Origin of the sequence: Plantactinospora sp. GCM10030261 (genome assembly GCF_042666615.1) — a bacterium.
In the GTDB taxonomy this organism is placed as follows: domain Bacteria; phylum Actinomycetota; class Actinomycetes; order Mycobacteriales; family Micromonosporaceae; genus KBS50.
The window spans coordinates 183720-200024 of sequence record NZ_JBHTDD010000004.1 but is presented as its reverse complement, the minus strand read 5'-3'; the positions used below and the strand labels follow the sequence as shown (position 1 = coordinate 200024).

Below are 16305 nucleotides of genomic sequence, written 5' to 3'. Positions count from 1 at the left end.
CGAACGGAACACAGATGTTCCACTACGACGCATGGGTGACCCGTCCACGTTCTCCGTCCTCGCCTCGTTCCTGCGCCCGCACCGCACGGTGCTGGTCCGGGGTCTGCTCCTCGGCCTGGTCGCCAACGCGATCGGCCTGGCCACCCCGCTGGTCACCAAGTGGGTGCTGGACACGCTCGGGGAGAGCGGTTCCCTGGCCCGCCCGGTCGCCGTCCTGCTCGCGCTCGTCGTCGTCGGCGCGGCCATCTCGCTCTGGCAGTGGATCATCATGGGTACGGTGGCGGAACAGGTCGTCCTCGACGCGCGCGTCTCGATGGTCCGCCGGTTCTTCGCCGCGACGATCGGCGCGCTGACCCACCGGCCGCCCGGCGAACTGGTCACCCGGGTCACCTCGGACGCCGGCCTCCTGCACAGCGCCTCGTCCAGTGTGGTCGGCGTGGTCAACAGTTCCCTCGCCATGGTGGCCACCCTGGTGTTGATGGGGATCCTCGACCCCGTCCTGCTCGGGTGCACGCTCGGCGCCGTGACCCTGCTGGGCGCCGTCATGTCGGTGCTGCTGCCGACGATCGCCGCCGCCGAGCGTGCGGCGCAGGAATCCGTCGGCCGGCTCGGCGGCACGCTGGAAGGCGCCGTGCGGGCCATCCGTACCGTCAAGGCCAGCCGCGCGGAGGCACGCCAGGCCGACCGGATCGTGGCGGACGCGCGCGAGTCGGCCACCCACGGGGTACGCGCGGCGCGCCGGGCCGCCGTCGTCTGGACCATCTCGTGGACCGGCATCCAACTCGCCATCATCGTGATCCTCGCCGTCGGCGCGTGGCGGGCCGGGCGAGGGCTGATCGAGGTCTCCACCCTCGTCGCGTTCCTGCTGTACGCGTTCAACCTGATGGGGCCGATCACCGAGCTGACCCAGAACGTGACGGCCATCCAGTCGGGGGTGGCCGCCGCCGCCCGGATCCGCGAGGTCAACGCGATGGCCACCGAGGTCGATGCGACTACCACCGGGCTCAACGCGATGGCCACCGGGGTCGGCGTGGCGAGCGCCGGGAGCGTCGACACCAGCGAGCAGCGGTCGCCGACGGCGACCGACCCCCGGCCGACCCCGGCGCGGGACGACACCCGGCCGGTCCCGGCACCAACCGACACCCGGCCGGCCACCGGCGACGCGGCACCGGCCGACGGGCCGATCCTGAGCCTGCGCGGCGTCACCGCCCGGTACGCGCCGGGCACCCCGCCGGCCGTACGCGATATCGAGCTGGACCTCCCCCGGCGTGGGCACACGGCGATCGTCGGGCCGTCCGGCGCCGGCAAGACGACCCTGTTCTCGCTGATCCTGCGCTTCCTGGAGCCGGAGGCCGGGGAGCTGCTGCTCGACGACCGGCCGTACCACTCGTGGTCACACGCGGAGGTCCGGGCGCGACTGGCGTACGTCGAGCAGGAGACCCCGGTGGTGCCCGGCACCATCGGTGACAACCTGGTGTTCGGCCGGCCGGACGCGGACCAGGCGCAGGTGCAGGCGGCGCTGGCCGCGGTGGGCCTGACCGAGCTGGTGGACGCGCTGCCGGACGGCCTGGACACCTCGTTGTCGGCGCACTCCGTCTCCGGCGGCCAGCGCCAGCGGGTCGCGCTGGCCCGGGCCATCCTGTGCGCGCCGGACGTGCTGCTGCTCGACGAGGCGACCGCCCAGGTGGACGGGCTCACCGAGGCGGCGCTGCACGAGGTGATCCGGCGCCGGGCCACCGAGGCTGCCGTGGTGACCATCGCCCACCGGCTCTCCACCGTGCTGGACGCCGACACGATCGTGGTGTTGGAGGACGGCCGGGTGCGGGCCCGGGGCACCCACGCCGAGCTGGTGGCCACCGACGCGCTCTACCGCCAGCTCGTCGAGGCGCTGCGGATCGCGCACCCGGAGCGCACGGACGGGCCTCTTGTCAACGCGTAGCGCCCACAAGAGGCCCGTCCGTAACTCCTAGGCGACCGGTTCGGGAGCCGCCTCGGCGCCCTTCGCGGGGCCCGGGGTCACCCGCGGGTCGCCCTCGTCGGCGAAGTAGTCGCCGTGGGCGGTGCCGTCCACCCCGTCGGCCACCTTGGCACGTCGCATGGCCACCGTAACCAGCACCGCGACCAGCAGGTTCACCAGGACCGCGACGATCCCGACGTAGATCGTCTTCTTGGTGTCGACGCCGAAGTCGCTGAGCGGGAAGGCGGAGCCGCCGAAGTGCTTGCGCCCGGTCGCCGCGTTCGGGATCTGGTACAGCATCCACATGCCCAGGGCCATGCCCACCGCCCAGCCGCTGATCAGGCCGATCTTGTGGAACCACCGGGTGTAGAGACCGAGCGCCACCGCCGGCAGCGTCTGGAGGATGATCACGCCACCGATGAGCTGGAGGTCGATGGAGAACTGCGGGTCGAGGAAGACGATGCAGGCCACCGCCCCGACCTTCACCACCAGCGACGTGATCTTGGAGACGTTGGCCTCCTGCGCCGGCGTGGCGTCCCGCTTCAGGTACTCCTTGTAGATGTTGCGGGTGAACAGGTTGGCCGCCGCGATCGACATGATCGCCGCGGGCACCAGGGCACCGATGCCGATGGCCGCGTACGCCATGCCCGCGAACCAGTCCGGGAACTGCTGGTCGAACAGCAGCGGGACCACCGTGTTGCTGTCCGTGCTGCCGGCCTTCGCGCCGGGCAGCGGCTTGACGTCGGCCGCGATGGCCATGTAGCCGAGCAGCGCGATCAGGCCGAGCAGCAGGCTGTACGCGGGGAGCGCCGACATGTTGCGTTTGATCACGTCGCGGTTCTTGCTGGCCAGCACGCCGGTGAGACTGTGCGGGTAGAGGAACAGCGCCAGCGCGGACCCGAAGGCCAGGGTGATGTACTGCAACTGGTTGTTGGCGTTGAGCAGGATGCCGTCGTTCGGGTTCGGCGACGCCTGGAACTTCTGGTCCGCCGCGTCGAAGATGGACCCCCAACCGCCCAACTTGTACGGCAGGTACAGCACCGCCACCAGGATCACGATGTAGATCAGCGTGTCCTTGACGAAGGCGATCAGGGCGGGCGCCCGTAGCCCCGACTGGTAGGTGTAGGCGGCCAGGATGGCGAACGCGATGATGATGGGCAGGTGCCGGGCGATCGCGCTCTCCCCGGTCACTCCCATCGTCTTCAGCACGGCCTCGATCCCGACCAGTTGCAACGCGATGTACGGCATGGTGGCCGCGATGCCGGTGATCGCCACGAGCAGAGCCAGCGTCGGCGAACCGAACCGGGTGCGAACGAAGTCGGCCGGTGTCACGAAGCCGTGCCGGTGCGAGACCGACCAGAGCCTGACCAGCACGAGGAACACCATCGGATAGATCACGATCGTGTACGGCACAGCGAAGAAGCCCGCCGCACCGGCGCCGAAGATGAGGGCTGGCACCGCGACGAACGTGTACGCGGTGTAGAGGTCACCGCCGATCAGGAACCAGGTGATCCAGCCGCCGAAGCTGCGTCCGCCCAGTCCCCACTCGTCGAGGTGGGCCATGTCGTTCGGAGCGCGCCACCGGGCGGCCACGAATCCCATCGCGCTGACCAGCAGGAACAGCAAGGTGAAGATGATGATCTCGGTGAGATGGTCCCGCCACATCTCCGTCACCCCCGCTTCTTCGTCATTTGATAGACGACCGTCGTGGTCGTCACGCCGAGCGCGATGAACGCGAGTTGCAACCAGTAGAACGTGGGGAACCCGAGCAGCCGGGGGGAGTCGTGATTGAACAGGGGCGTCAGCAGCGGCACGATGATCGGCACGAAGAGCAGCCAGTTCCAGGGGCTGCGGTCCTTCGATTCCGAGAGCGCCGTCTCCGTCGTCTCGGCGGGCGCGCCCGCGTCGTTACCGGCCGGCACGCTCTCGGCCGGGGCACTGTCGGCGGACGCGTCCTGGGCGGGAGCCGGCTCGGCGGGTTCGTCCCCCGATGGCGAGCCCCCCGCACGGGATTCGCTCATCTGCCACACCTCCGGTGAGCCATTGATGGATTGGGTCGGGCCGGACGCTATGACCCGACCCACACCGGAGCGCCAAGTGAAATGGGGCGATGCGCCGAACGGCGGATGTCCTGCGCCGAACGGCACGCCTCCGGGGCCGCCTCCCGAGGCGCGCGGGTCTGGTGCCTGGCAGGAGCCTTCCCCGCGTCAGAACACCCGGCCCAGGTGGGCGGTCTCGTTGACCGCGCGTACCGCGAGACCGCCGTCGGGCCAGGCGTCGACCACCGAGATGCCGGCCGGATCCAGGTACAGCCGGTGCAGGAACGCGTCACGTGCCGCGAGCGCGTCGCGCAGCAGGATCTTCAACGGCGAGACGTGCGAGACCACCACGACGGTCTCCCCCGCGTACGTCGCCAGCAACCGGGACAGCACGCGCCGGATCCGCTCGGTCACCGCCTCGAACGACTCGCCGTCCGGTGGGGCGACCGCCGGCGAACCGAGCCAGGCCCGCATCTCGACCGGCCACCGCTCGTTCACCTCGGCGAACGTCAGCCCTTCCCAGGCCCCGAAATCACACTCGATCAGGTCGTCCTCGGTGACCACCGGCGGACCACCGAGCGCCTCGGCGATCAGCGCGCCGGTCGCCGTACACCGGGACAACGGCGAGGTGACCACGGCGGCGACGGACGGGGCCAGGCCGGCGATCCGCGGACCGGTGACCCGGGCCTGCTCGACGCCCCGGGCGGACAGTGCCACGTCGCCGCGGCCGGAGTAGCGCCGCTGCTCGGTGAACTCCGTCTCGCCGTGCCGCACCAGCAGCAACCGGGTGGCCGTGTCCGCCGGCGGCGGCTCCCAGGAACCACGCGCGGTGGAGCCCTGTACGACCGTCTCCCTGGACGGGGCCCGCTCGGTGTCCGGTCGCGGACCACCGGTGGCCGGCCGCTCGGTCCGTTCCGGTTCGACAGCCGGGGCGCGCCCGGCCGCCAGGTCCATCGCGGCGTTGGCGAGGGCGTCCGCGTGCCGGTTGCGGTCCCGGGGGATCCAGTCGAAGGTGACTCCGTCGAACCGGCGCACAAGTGCCGCGGCTCGGGCGGCGAGCGGCCGGAGGCCCGGGTTCTTGATCTGCCAGCGGCCGCACATCTGCTCCACCACCAGCTTGGAGTCCATCCGCACGGCGACCCGGGCCGCGCCCACCTCGGCCGCCGCCTCCAGGCCGGCGATCAGGCCCTGGTACTCGGCCACGTTGTTCGTGGCCACGCCGATCGACTCGGACCGCTCGGCGAGCACCTCACCGGTGTCCGCGTCCCGGACCACGGCCCCGTAACCGGCCGGCCCGGGATTTCCCCGGGCACCGCCGTCCGCCTCGACGACGACCCGGGCAGCGCCCGCCGTCACAGGCCCGACTCGGCGGTACGCACCATGATCCGCCGGCAATCCTCGCAGCGCACCACCTCGTCCGGATCCGCGGCCCGGATCCGCGCCTTGTCGGCCCCCGAGAGATCCAGCCGGCAACCGCCGCACCGGCCGCCGCGCAGCAGCGCGGCGGCCAACCCGCCGGCCGATTCGCGGATCCGGTCGTAGAGCGCGACCAGGTCGGCCGGCAGGTCCGCGGCCAGCGGCCGGCGGGCCGCCACCTTGAACTCCTCCTCCTTGCCGATCCCGGCGAGCGTCTCGTCCCGGCGCCGCTCGACCTCGTCGCGTTTCTCCCGCGCCGTGGCCAGCCGCTGCTCGACCCCGTCGAGTACGCCCTGGGCGGTCTCCCGCTGCTCCATCAGCTCCAGTTCGGCGTCCTCCAGCTCGGTCTGCCGGCGGTTGAGGGAGGCCATTTCGTGTTGCAACGCCTCCAGCTCCCGGGCCGGGCCGGTGCCGACGGTGAGCCGGGCCTGGTCCTTGTCCTTGCGGATGCGGACCTGCTCCACGTCCCGCTCCAGCCGGGCGATGTCCCGGTCCAGGTCGTCGACCGCCACCTGGGCGCGTACCCGCTCGTCCTCGAGCGCGGACAGTTCCCGGGCCAGCCCGTCCAGCTCGGCGTGCTCCGGCATCGTCCGCCGGCGGTGGGCGAGCTGGGCGAGCGCGGTGTCGATCGCCTGCAGGTCGAGCAGGCGGCGCTGGTCTTGCGGGTCGGCCTTCACGGGGCGGGCTCCTTGTCGGTGGGGGGAACGGCGTCTGCGGCGGGTACGGATTCGGTGGCGGGTCGCGCTGCGGTGGTCGGCTCGGGTGCGGTGGGATCCGGCGGCGGCGCCGCCCGGTTGGCGATCGCGCGGCTCGGGGAGCCGACCTCGATCCGCGGCTCCGGCCCGGCCGCGTGCACCGTCCAGGGGTCGGTGACCAGGTCGGACACCGTGACGGTCAGGTCCCGGCCGGCCCGCAGGAAGTCGGCGAGGTCATCCAGCCAGGGCCGCTCGGTCGCCCAGTGGGCGGCGTCCAGCAACGCCGGCCCGCCCTCGGCGCCGTGCTCGCTTGCCGGATGGTGGCGCAGGTCGGCGGTGAGGTACGCGTCCGCACCGGCGGCAGTGGCCGCGTCGAGCAGGAAGTCGCCGGCACCGCCACACACCGCCAGTGTCTCGACGGTGCGGTCCGGGTCGCCGGCCGCCCGGACGCCCCATGCGGTGGCCGGCAGGACGGTGGCGGCCCGGCGGGCCAGCTCGGCGAGCGTGGTCGGCCGCGGCAGCCTGCCGATCCGGCCCGATCCGCGGCCGTCGCCAGCCGCCGTTCCCTCGGCCGGCCGTACCGGGCGCAGGGCGGTCAGCCCGAGCCGGGCGGCGAGGGCGTCCGAGACGCCGGGGTTGGCCACGTCGGCATTGGTGTGCGCGACGTAGAGCGCCACGTCGTGCTTGATCAGGCGATGCACGATCCGGCCCTTGTACGTGGTGGCGGCCACCGAGGAGACGCCGCGCAGCAGCAGCGGATGGTGGGCCACGATGAGGTCGGCACCGGCGTCGATCGCCTCGTCGGCCGTCTCCGGTACGCAGTCCACCACGCAGACGACCCGGCGTACCGGGGCGGCGGGATCACCGACGACCAGCCCGACCCGGTCCCACTGCTCGGCCCAGGCCGGTGGGTAGCGGTCGTCCAACGCCGCCACCACCTCGGCCAGGCTGGTGGGCGTACCGGATCCGGAGATGTTCACGACGGCCCAGCTTACCGGCGCCGACGCGGGCCGCGGAGCGGCCGGCCGGCGGCACCGGCGGCCGCGGACCGGATGACCCGGCCAGCGGGCCCGCTCGCGGCTCAGTGGACGCGGCCGTTGGTGCCCGCCCGGGCGCGTAGCGCGCCCACCGCCAGCTCCCACGGGAAGTGGTCGAGATGGCGTTCGCCGGTGCCGGGGGCGTGCAGCGGCATGACGTCGTCGCCGAACAGCACTGTCACGTTCCACGCACGCAGCCGGGCGAGGCTCTCGACGAACGCCGGGTGGGCGGCCATGGCGGCGTTGGTGAACGGCATCGCCACGATCGGCAGTCCCTTGCCCTGGCCCTCCACCAGCAGCCCCAGCGCCAGCGTGTCGGTGATCCCGGCGGCCCATTTGTTTACCGTGTTGACGGTGGCCGGCGCCACCACCATGGCGTCGGCCGGCGGCAGCACATCGGGTTCACCGGGATTCTTGTAGGCCCAGCGGACCGGGTGGCCGCACTGCCGGGCCAGCGACGGTTCGTCGGCGAATTTGCGCCCGTCGGGAGTCAGCACCGCGCAGACGTCCCAACCGTCCCGCTGCCCCGCCGCCACCAGCCGACCGAGGTTCCGGGTCAACGGCGAGCCGCAGCCGATGGCGTACAGCACCCGCCGTCCCGGCTCGGTCATACGCCGACTCCCATCTGCTCCGCCAACTCCGCGATCGGGGCCGGCGGAGTCCCCCGGGTCCGCCGCAACACGTCCGACATCACCTCGTGCGCCAGCGGCCGGCAGCGGATCTCGGACGGGGCCAGCCGGTCGCCCTCGATCAGCAACTGGCCGGCCTTCTCGACGTCGCCGACCTGGGTGCAGCCGCGGGCCACGTCGAGCAGGTGGTGGGCCCGCCGTTCGGGCAGCAGCGCGTTGAACTCGGCCGGCTCGATCTTGTCGTGGGTGTCCAGGGCCTGCCGCCCCTCGCCCAGTTCCACGGCGGCGGAGGCCCGGTGCAGTTGGACGTTCGTCGGACCGAAGCAGGTCCAGTAGTGGTTGTGATCACCGCCGAGCCGGTCCGCCGCCTCCTCGGCACCGTTGATCAGGTCTCGGACCGTGGCGCTGTCACCGATCCGGGCGGCGGCCATCGCGCCCTGGAGCAGCAGCATTCCGTACACCGACAGCCGCTCGGGCCGGTCGTCGTTCTCGCCACCCGGCGCCAACCGGTTGGCGATGTTCACGTTGATCTCCAGGGCCGGTCGGGCGCGGCCCAGGGCGAGCAGGGCGTTACCGACCCGGTAGGTGGCGATCCCGGCCAGCAGTTGGTCGCCGGCCCGCTGGGAGACCGCCATCGACCGGTCGGCGGCCAGCCAGGCCAGCTCGTGCTCGCCCAGCTTGCGCAGCGTGGAGGAGGCGATCTGGTAGACCTGTCCGAGTTGGTGCGCCGCGATGATCGCGTCGTCGCCGCTGGAGTAGGCGGCGTCCGCCGCCTGGGCGTCCCGCAGCAGCTTGGGCAGGGCCCGGGTCAGCACCCCGTACCGCGCGTACTGGTAGGTCAGCCAGGCGTGACTGACCGCCTTGCGCATCTCGTCGAGCGGGGGCGGGTACGGCGGGGCGTCGAAGAACGCGGTCATCGAGTCGTACCGCTCGAGCGCGGCGCGGATCTCCTCGACCTCGATCTGGTCGATACAGTTCAACGCGTCGGTGCGGCGCTCCGGGTCCCGCCCCAGCAGCAGTTGCACGTCGAGTTGCAGGACGTCGGCGATCTCGTGCAGCACCGAGAACTTGTCGAGTCGTCGTACCCCCCGCTCGACCTTGTCGACCCAGCTCTTGGATTTGGCGAGCCGGTCGGCGAACACCTGCTGGGACATCCTCCGACGGGCGCGCCAGTACGCCACGCGGCGCCCGATGGGCAATTCGTCCACGAGGCCACCCTCCCCTGTATCCGCCACTTCCGACCCCTGACAACTATGCGGCTTTTTGCTCGCATTGAGGGCAGTCGCACCACCTGTGCGGCATTGGACCGCATCACCCCCGTAGCTTGCATGCAACTTGCAACCGACGTTTCGCCTGAGACAACGATCCCCCGCGCTACTGGTGACGGGAATCGATCTCTTGGTCGACAAATTCGAATTCGAGAGTGGGGTGTCCGAGTAGATGTGGGGCAGTGTTCGACCGCCGATCATGGAGCTGGCGGCGTTGGAGCGGGTCCGGCTGCGTCGGATCGCCGTGCGCTACGCGGCACACGGTTGGGACGTGACGCCGGGTGCCTGCCTGGCCCGACACCGGTTCGTCTGCGGTCGGGTCGGTTGCCCGACGACCGGCTGCCATCCCGCCCTGGAGGACTGGGAACGGTCGGCCACCGCCGATCCCGCCCGGGTCGCCACCTGGTGGCGGGTCCGACCGCACGGCGTCCTGCTCGCCACCGGGCGAGCCTTCGACGCCATCGAGGTGCCGGCCTACCTGGGCCAACGCGTACTGGACGCGACCCGGCCGTACGGGCGGACCGAGACCGCGGCCGAGGGTCGCGGTCCCGTGGCGGTGACCCCCAGCGGTCGGTGGATCTTCCTGGTCCAGCCGGGCGAGCCGCTGCGACCCGAGTTGGACCAGTGTCTCTACGTGGTACGCCACGGGGTCGGCTCGTGGATCCCGGCACCGCCCACCCGGCTGCCGGAGGGAACGGTGCGCTGGGCGGTCGCACCCGAGGAGAACCGCTGGCGGCTGCCCGACCCGTACTCGGTCCAGGAGATCCTGGTCGACGCCCTGCGCGCGGTCACCCCCGCGACGCCGGTGTCGCTGCTCACCGCCCAACTACCGGCCCCCCGGCGGGGTTACTGACCCGGCGCCGCTGGCGGGGCCACTGACCGGCACCGCCGCCGGCACCCGACTCACACCTGGTCGAGCGCCGCCTGCAGGGACCTCCGGTAGGCGCCGCTGGTGGCGGTGGCCCCGGAAACCGTGTCCAGGGTGGCCGTCCGCCCGGTGGCGTAGGCCAGCGCCTTGCCCTGCGACTCGTACGCGTTACGCACCGAGGCGCTCTTCTGCTCCGAGGTTGGCGTCTCGAACGGCAGCTCGACGGCGCGGACCGCGGTGACGGTGCTCCCCGAGACCGTGATCTGCACCTGGACGACGCCGTACGAGTCCGCCTTGGCCGTCGTGCCGAAGACGGTGCGCGGTCCGCTCGGCTTCGCCGGCGCGGAGCTGGTACGGGAGCCGCTGGGCGTCTTGCCGGTCTGCCGGGCGGCCGGCGTACGGCTCGCCGCCGGTCCCGGCTTGCCGGTCGGGTCGGCGGCGGCCGGCTCCCCGGGTGCCGGGGTCTGGCCGGGCGGCACCGCGCCCGGCGACCCGTCCGGTCCGGCGGCACCGGCCTCCCGGGCCAGCCCGGCCGGGACGTCCTCGGTTCCGGCGGTCGCCGCCGGCCCGCTCTTGAGAACCACAAGTAGCGTCGTTCCGGCGGCCAGGCCGGCGATGGCGAACAGGGCGCGACGCACGTTCCGTCCTTTCGGGGTTACGGGGACGTCACAACTCGAAAGTGGCCAGATGGATCTGCCGGCGCGGCACCCGGGCTCGGCGCAGCGCGGTCACCGCGGACGACACCAGCCCGGGCGGCCCGCACAGGTAGACGTCCCGCTCCGTCAGGTCGGGCACCAGGTGCCGCAACCCGCGCGCGCTGAGCACCTGGCGGGGCCCCGGATCCTCCCGCGAGCCGATCACGTACCACAGCTCGTCGCCACGCGCCTCGGCCAACCAGTCCAGCTCCCGGTGCAGCAACACCTCGGCCGGGGTACGGGCCCGGTAGACCACCGCGGCGCCCGGTGGCAACTCCTCCAGCAGCGCCCGGATCGGTGTGATGCCGCTGCCGCCGGCGATCAGCAGGGCCCGGTCCCGGCGACGGTGCGCGGCCGTGAAGGTGCCCGACGGACCCACCGCCCAGACCCGGGTGCCCGGCCGGAGGTCACGCAGCTCGGCGGTGTACCCGCCGACCACCTTGACGGTGATCCGCAGCCACCGCCCGTTGCGGGCCGCCGAGAGGGTGAACGGGTGCGACTGCGACAAGTATCCCGGCGCCAGGAACCGCCACCGGAAGTACTGACCGCCCAGGTGTGGGACGCGGTCCAGGCGCCGCCCGGTCAGGTACACCGACACCGCGTCCGGGCTCTCCGCCACCACGTCGGCGACCTCGAGCCGGTGCCGCAGATTGAAGATCAACGGCGCGACCACCCGTCCCCAGGCCAGCGCCGCCAGCACCACCACGTACATGACGATCCACCAGGTACGCACCGGTCCCGGCCGGAACAGCTGCTGTCCGTTGGCGAACTGGTGACCGAAGCCGAGCAGCAGCACGAGATAGCTGCTCAGGTGCAGCCAGTGCCACAGCTCGTAGGGCACCGCGGTACGGATCGCCCGGATCCCGGTGAGGCCGAGCACCACCAGGATGCCGGCGGCGGCGAACGCGGACAGCATGTCCTCGTAGTCCCGCAGCAGCACGGTCGCCTCGTCCAGCAGCGAGTTGCGCTCCATCCGGGCGTACCCGACCAGGATCAGCGCCGCGTGCGCCAGCACCGCGACCAGCAGGGTGGCGCCGACGTCCCGGTGCCAGCGGGCCAGCCGCTCCGCGCCGGCCAACCGGCCCAGCACCGGCAGCCGGCTCATCAGCAGGACCTGCGTCAGCAGCAGGTAACCGGCGACCAGGCCGGTGATCCGGCCGGCGGCGGTCAACGCGACGCCGGGACCCGTCAACGAGCCGTCCGCCGTCTGCCACCACCACGGCAGCACGCTCGCCACCAGGCCCAGCCAGAACACGGTGACGACGAACCACCGCCCCACCGGACCGCGCCGGGCTGGCGGCTCGGGTACGCCGACGGGGCCGCCGGCCTGGGACGAGGTCCCGGCCCGGCGGCCCGCCGACGGAGCTAGCTGGTACGTCACCCGTAGATCTTCATGGGGGCGTACTTCTGCCGGGGGAACAGCTTGTCCACCTGGGCGTTCGTCAGGCCGAACCGGCCCTGCGCCACCGATCCGTACACGTTGAACATGTTGTTGAACTCGGGAACGTTGCCGTTGTCCAGCGTGCTCAGCCCGTTCCAGGTGCCGAGCACCGGGCCGGACAGAGGCTTGCCGGACAGCAGCGTCACCACGCCGCCGTGGCCGTGGTCGGTGCCACCGCCGTTGGAGGCGACCCGGCGACCGAACTCGCTGGACACCAGGATGGTGACGTCCTTGGACAGCTCGCCCAGGTCGGCGAAGAAGTCGGCCATCCCCTGGGCCAGGTCGTTCAGCCGGCGGAACAACTGCCCACCCTCGCGCGGGCCCTGGTTCTCGTGGGTGTCGTAGCCGCCGGTGCCGATGGTCGCCACCCGGACGTTCGCGCCGCCCTTGATGAGCCGCGCCAGTTCCCGGAAGGACCGGCCGACGGATCCCTCGTACGTGGCGCCGTTCGCCGGCGTGTACTCCGTGGCCGCCAGCTTCTTGGCCAGGCCGAGGGCGCTGAGGCCCGCCTGCACCGACTCCTCCACCGGGTGGTTGATGTCGGTGAACAGGCCCTTGATCGCCTTCTCGGTGGCGTCGGTGTAGCGCCGGTCGCCGCGCAGGGTCAACGCGCCGACGCTGTTCAGCGAGATGGCGCCGTTGGTGCCCACCAGCGACCGGGGCAGCGTGCTGCCGATGCCCACGCTGCGGAACGCGGTGCCCGGGCCGAGCGCGTCGACCAGGGCGTCCAGCCAACCACGGCCGCCGGTCTCCCCCGGCAGGCCACCGAGGTTGCAGGCGTCCTGGGCCTGGAAGTGGCTAAGCGACAACCGCGGGTCGGAGACCGCCGGAACGAACGCCAGCTGCTTCTTGGCCAGGTAGCCCTCCAGCGGCGCGAACGCCTTGCTCATCTGGAAGCCGCGGCCCAGCGCCACCGAGTCGTTGCCCAACAGCAGGTCGGGCCGGGACTTCCGGAGCACCGGGTCGTCGGCCGGCGCCACCAGGCTCAGCCCGTCCAGACCCCCGTACAGGAAGACGTGGATGAGGGTGCCCGTCTTGGTCGCCGCGAACGACGCCTGGGTGGAGACGAACTGGCTGGTGGCCAGTGCCGTGACGGTCGCGGCCGTGCCCGCGACGAAGGTGCGGCGGGTGACCCCACGACCGTCCTGCTGCTGCTCCTCCAGATCGTTGAGCCGCCGGTAGCGGTCCCGCTCCGCGGCGTTCTCCGCCTCGACCGCGGCGGCCTCGGCGCGCAACAGCGCCTCGCTGCGGTTGGGGCCCAGCCGGCGCAGGTCCGGGCAGTCGGGGTGCAGGGGGAACGAGTGCACGATCTTCTCCATCTCGGGCCTCACCGGAGGTGGTGCTGGGGGGAAGCGAGGAGCGCCCGCGCGATCGCCGGCACGGCCCCGAGGAACGCGGCGTCCACCTTGGCGCTCGCCGGGACACCGGCGATGCTCAGGATCAGCGCCTTCTCCTTGGCGGACAGGGTCTGGTGCACCAGCCGCTTGGCCAGCGCGTCGACGTACGCCCCGGCGGTGGCCGGCGCCTTGCCCACCAGCTGCTGAGGCTTGGCGTACGAGAACTCCTTGCGCTGGCCGTCGATGAGCGTCGCGGCCTCGTTCCAACTGTTGATCATGGTGCCGGCCGAGGTCCAGGCGACGAACACGTCGGGGTACCCGTCCGGGGTCGGCTGGCCGGTCGGGAACTGGCCGAGCTCGACCATCTTGCGCCGGATCCCGGACAGGCCCGAGGCGAACGCGGGCCGCTTGCTGTCCCCCGCCTGGTAACCGGCGGACGGCTCCGGCGAGACACCGAGCGTCCGGTAGGTGGCGACCAGATACTCCATCGGGCGGCGCACCTTCTGGCCCACCGCCGCCCAGAACTCGGACGAGCAGAACAGCGTCATCAGCACCGGCTTGATCGCCGTCTTGTTCGCCGTGTACGTCTTCGCCAACCGGTCCACAAGCGCCTTCGGCGGGGTGTCCGAGACGAACCGGGTGGCCAGGTTCTGCGCCACGTACCGCGCGGTCGACGAGTGGTTGGCCAGGTAGCGGAAGTAGGCCTCGCTGGCCTGTTCGCCACCCTCGGCCGTGTTGTTGGCGGATGTGAAGCCGAGGATCTTCACCTTGCCGACGAAGTGCCGGCCGGGCTGGTAGACGTACTCGAAGTCCTTATTGATCGTGCGGCCGGTCTGCAGCTTGGCGGCGGCCTTGACGTCGGCCTCCTTGTAGCCGCCGTCCACCCCCACCGAGTACAGCTCCAGGTTCTCCCGGGCCAGGTTCTCGTTGATCTCGTCCTTGGACGACTGGGTCTGGTTCAGGTAGATCAGCAGTGCCGGGTGCCGGTTCGCCGCCACCAGCATGTCGGCGTAGTTGCCCATCGCGTGCTTGCGGATGACGTCCCGGTCGAACGCCCCGCGCACCAGGTCGGAGTTGTCGAACTCCGGCCCGACGTGCAGGAAGTCGTTCCAGAAGTCCACCATCACCTCGAAGAGCTGCCGGTCCGACCAGATCTGCCGCGCGATGGTGGCGTCGATGTACTCCTGGTCGGCCCGGATGCCCCGGTCACGCAGGCTGTCGCGCTGCGCCTTGAGCTGGGTGGGCGTCATCTTCAGGGTGGGCAGCTCGGCGAGCTTCAGCTCCGCCTTGCTCGGCGCGATCTTGTCGGCGTCGAGTTGCTGGCGCAGCCAGGCGTCGATACCCATCCGCCTGATGTCGGCGAGCACCTTCGGCGTCGGCCCGAACGTGGCCCGGCTCGCCAGGTGGCGCACCGGGTCCTTGGCCAGCACGGTCTTGACGGTGACCTGGGTCCGCCTCGCCGCCTCCGCCGGGCTGCCGAAGAGCTGCCCGGTGGTCGGCGAGTTGCGCTTGAGGGCCTCACCGGCCCGCGAACCCATGTAGCTCTCGTTCTGCTCGGTGTACGTCCGCACCGTGCTCGGCTGCTGACCGGCCGCACCGGCCGGGGTGCTGCCCGCCGCCACCGCGTCCTCACCGCCGCCGAACAGCTTGTCGGTCGCGCTGCGGCCGAGCGGCGACATGGCCAGGGCGGCACCGCCGACCACCACGGCGGCCGTGCCGCCGAAGGCGACGAGCGCCTTGCGGCGTGCCACGGTGCGCTCGTCGTCGTCGACGTCCGCCAGGTCCGGCAGCGCCGCCGCCGGACCGCGCCCGTCCGTCCCGCGGGCACCCAGGCCATCCGGACCGACCCACTGTGGACCGCGCTGCGGTTCGTACCCCGGGTACGCCCCGGCCGGCTGGTGGGCGCCGCGCTCCGGGTAACCGGCCGGCTGGTAGGCGCCGGGCTCCCGGTAGCTCGCCGGCTGGTACGCCGGACCCGCCGGCGACTGCGGATGGGCCGCCGGACCGGGGTAACCCTGATCCTCGTAGGACGGACCATCGGCATACACCGCTCCAGTCCGTTCCGCCCACGAGTGGGCCGGTCCGCTCTGATGATCGTGGTAGCCGTACTGGGGCGGCTGCTCTCGGCCGTCCCACTGACGTTCGTCACGCCGGTGTGGTGGCACAAAATGGTCGGCCATGTACCAATCCCATTGGTGAGGGGGCGCGCCAGCACCGCCGTCACGGGCGGCGGATGGTGGTGCGACGAAGCTGCTGGAGGGGGTTGCCAGGGCAACGTAGCCAAGTGTCCGAACTGCTTCAAGGTCAATGGATTGCTACCGCGATGGGCACTTAAGGCGGTTCTCATCGGCGCCCGCGCGGGCCGGTCTACCGGCCGGTAGCGGGCAGACCCACCAGCCAGGCACGATGTGAGGAGATCCGCACGTTTCCGCGCGTCCGCTCAAACGAGACCACAAGGCGGGCGTTACGCCAGCAAAGGAAAAATTAAGGTACGGCTAAGCCAAACCTCAACACCTGGTGCGCCTCGTACGTCCCTTCACCGGCACCGCGAACCATCGAGCGCTCGGCCCGAAGTAGCAGGGCGAGGAGGAGCGTGACCCGTGCCACGCCGGGTAACCCCGCCTCGACCTGGTTCACCGGCCACGGGGGAGGCCAGCGCCATGCTCAGCAAAGAGGATCAGATCCGGTTCGAACAGATCACCCGGGAACTTCGGGCGTCCGACCCCAGGTTCTTCGCCCGGCTGGACGACCGGCACCGGATCCGCCGCAGACGTCTCATGATGGCCCTCACCATCGCGCTCTGGACGGCCGTACCAGCCCTCGCCGTGGTGGCCGGCGGAGTCACCGGTGCCGTGTACGCGCTGATCCTGCTGGGCAACGCCGCCCTGGTGTGGCAGATCCGCCGCCGACGACGCTGAACCGC

Annotated in this window: 14 protein-coding genes; 3 read left to right on the top strand and 11 right to left on the bottom strand. The window is 71.8% G+C overall.

The window, feature by feature from the left end; genetic code table 11:
- Nucleotides 1-31: 31 nt before the first annotated feature.
- On the top strand, nucleotides 32-1939 hold the full coding sequence (locus ACFQUZ_RS07390) for an ABC transporter ATP-binding protein (RefSeq protein ID WP_377439256.1): 1908 nt from the start codon (nucleotides 32-34) through the stop codon (nucleotides 1937-1939).
- 27 nt (nucleotides 1940-1966) lie between these two features.
- On the opposite strand, the gene mctP is transcribed toward ACFQUZ_RS07390, so the two are convergent.
- The 7 genes from mctP to ACFQUZ_RS07355 form a co-directional block, all read right to left on the bottom strand.
- The gene (gene mctP / locus ACFQUZ_RS07385; RefSeq protein WP_377439438.1) at nucleotides 1967-3622 is read right to left on the bottom strand and encodes a monocarboxylate uptake permease MctP; all 1656 of its coding nucleotides are present in this window, start codon (nucleotides 3620-3622) and stop codon (nucleotides 1967-1969) included.
- 5 nt (nucleotides 3623-3627) lie between these two features.
- Nucleotides 3628-3792 (bottom strand): DUF3311 domain-containing protein, encoded by a 165-nt coding sequence (locus tag ACFQUZ_RS07380; protein WP_377439435.1) that lies wholly within the window; start codon nucleotides 3790-3792, stop codon nucleotides 3628-3630.
- A 372-nt stretch (nucleotides 3793-4164) separates the two neighbouring features.
- Nucleotides 4165-5352, bottom strand: coding sequence for a bifunctional RNase H/acid phosphatase (locus ACFQUZ_RS07375; protein ID WP_377439253.1), 1188 nt, complete (start codon nucleotides 5350-5352; stop codon nucleotides 4165-4167).
- Nucleotides 5349-6089, bottom strand: coding sequence for a zinc ribbon domain-containing protein (locus ACFQUZ_RS07370; protein ID WP_377439250.1), 741 nt, complete (start codon nucleotides 6087-6089; stop codon nucleotides 5349-5351). Before ACFQUZ_RS07370 ends, ACFQUZ_RS07375 begins: the two co-directional genes overlap by 4 nt.
- Nucleotides 6086-7081: a Nif3-like dinuclear metal center hexameric protein gene (locus ACFQUZ_RS07365; RefSeq protein WP_377439432.1), complete on the bottom strand. Its 996-nt coding sequence runs from the start codon at nucleotides 7079-7081 to the stop codon at nucleotides 6086-6088. The genes ACFQUZ_RS07370 and ACFQUZ_RS07365 overlap by 4 nt, the downstream gene beginning before the upstream one ends.
- Before the next feature lie 107 nt (nucleotides 7082-7188).
- Nucleotides 7189-7755, bottom strand: coding sequence for a flavoprotein (locus ACFQUZ_RS07360; protein ID WP_377439247.1), 567 nt, complete (start codon nucleotides 7753-7755; stop codon nucleotides 7189-7191).
- Entirely contained in the window at nucleotides 7752-8981 is a 1230-nt protein-coding gene (locus tag ACFQUZ_RS07355; protein WP_377439244.1) for a helix-turn-helix domain-containing protein, read from the bottom strand. Before ACFQUZ_RS07355 ends, ACFQUZ_RS07360 begins: the two co-directional genes overlap by 4 nt.
- A gap of 232 nt (nucleotides 8982-9213) precedes the next feature.
- On the opposite strand from ACFQUZ_RS07355, the gene ACFQUZ_RS07350 reads away from it, so the two are divergent.
- Nucleotides 9214-9894, top strand: a complete 681-nt coding sequence (locus tag ACFQUZ_RS07350) for a bifunctional DNA primase/polymerase (RefSeq protein WP_377439241.1) — start codon at nucleotides 9214-9216, stop codon at nucleotides 9892-9894.
- 50 nt (nucleotides 9895-9944) lie between these two features.
- Here the strand turns inward: ACFQUZ_RS07350 and ACFQUZ_RS07345 are convergent, their stop codons facing one another.
- From ACFQUZ_RS07345 to ACFQUZ_RS07330, 4 genes are read right to left on the bottom strand one after another with little or no spacing between them, the layout of a single operon-like run.
- The gene (locus tag ACFQUZ_RS07345; RefSeq protein ID WP_377439238.1) at nucleotides 9945-10547 is read right to left on the bottom strand and encodes an FMN-binding protein; all 603 of its coding nucleotides are present in this window, start codon (nucleotides 10545-10547) and stop codon (nucleotides 9945-9947) included.
- A 28-nt stretch (nucleotides 10548-10575) separates the two neighbouring features.
- Nucleotides 10576-11985: a ferric reductase-like transmembrane domain-containing protein gene (locus ACFQUZ_RS07340; protein WP_377439234.1), complete on the bottom strand. Its 1410-nt coding sequence runs from the start codon at nucleotides 11983-11985 to the stop codon at nucleotides 10576-10578.
- Nucleotides 11982-13364, bottom strand: coding sequence for a DUF1501 domain-containing protein (locus ACFQUZ_RS07335; protein WP_377439231.1), 1383 nt, complete (start codon nucleotides 13362-13364; stop codon nucleotides 11982-11984). The genes ACFQUZ_RS07340 and ACFQUZ_RS07335 overlap by 4 nt, the downstream gene beginning before the upstream one ends.
- A gap of 8 nt (nucleotides 13365-13372) precedes the next feature.
- Entirely contained in the window at nucleotides 13373-15562 is a 2190-nt protein-coding gene (locus ACFQUZ_RS07330; RefSeq protein ID WP_377439228.1) for a DUF1800 family protein, read from the bottom strand.
- A gap of 480 nt (nucleotides 15563-16042) precedes the next feature.
- Between ACFQUZ_RS07330 and ACFQUZ_RS07325 the strand changes: the two genes are divergently transcribed.
- On the top strand, nucleotides 16043-16300 hold the full coding sequence (locus tag ACFQUZ_RS07325) for a DUF3040 domain-containing protein (protein WP_377439226.1): 258 nt from the start codon (nucleotides 16043-16045) through the stop codon (nucleotides 16298-16300).
- The last annotated feature ends 5 nt before the right edge of the window (nucleotides 16301-16305 follow it).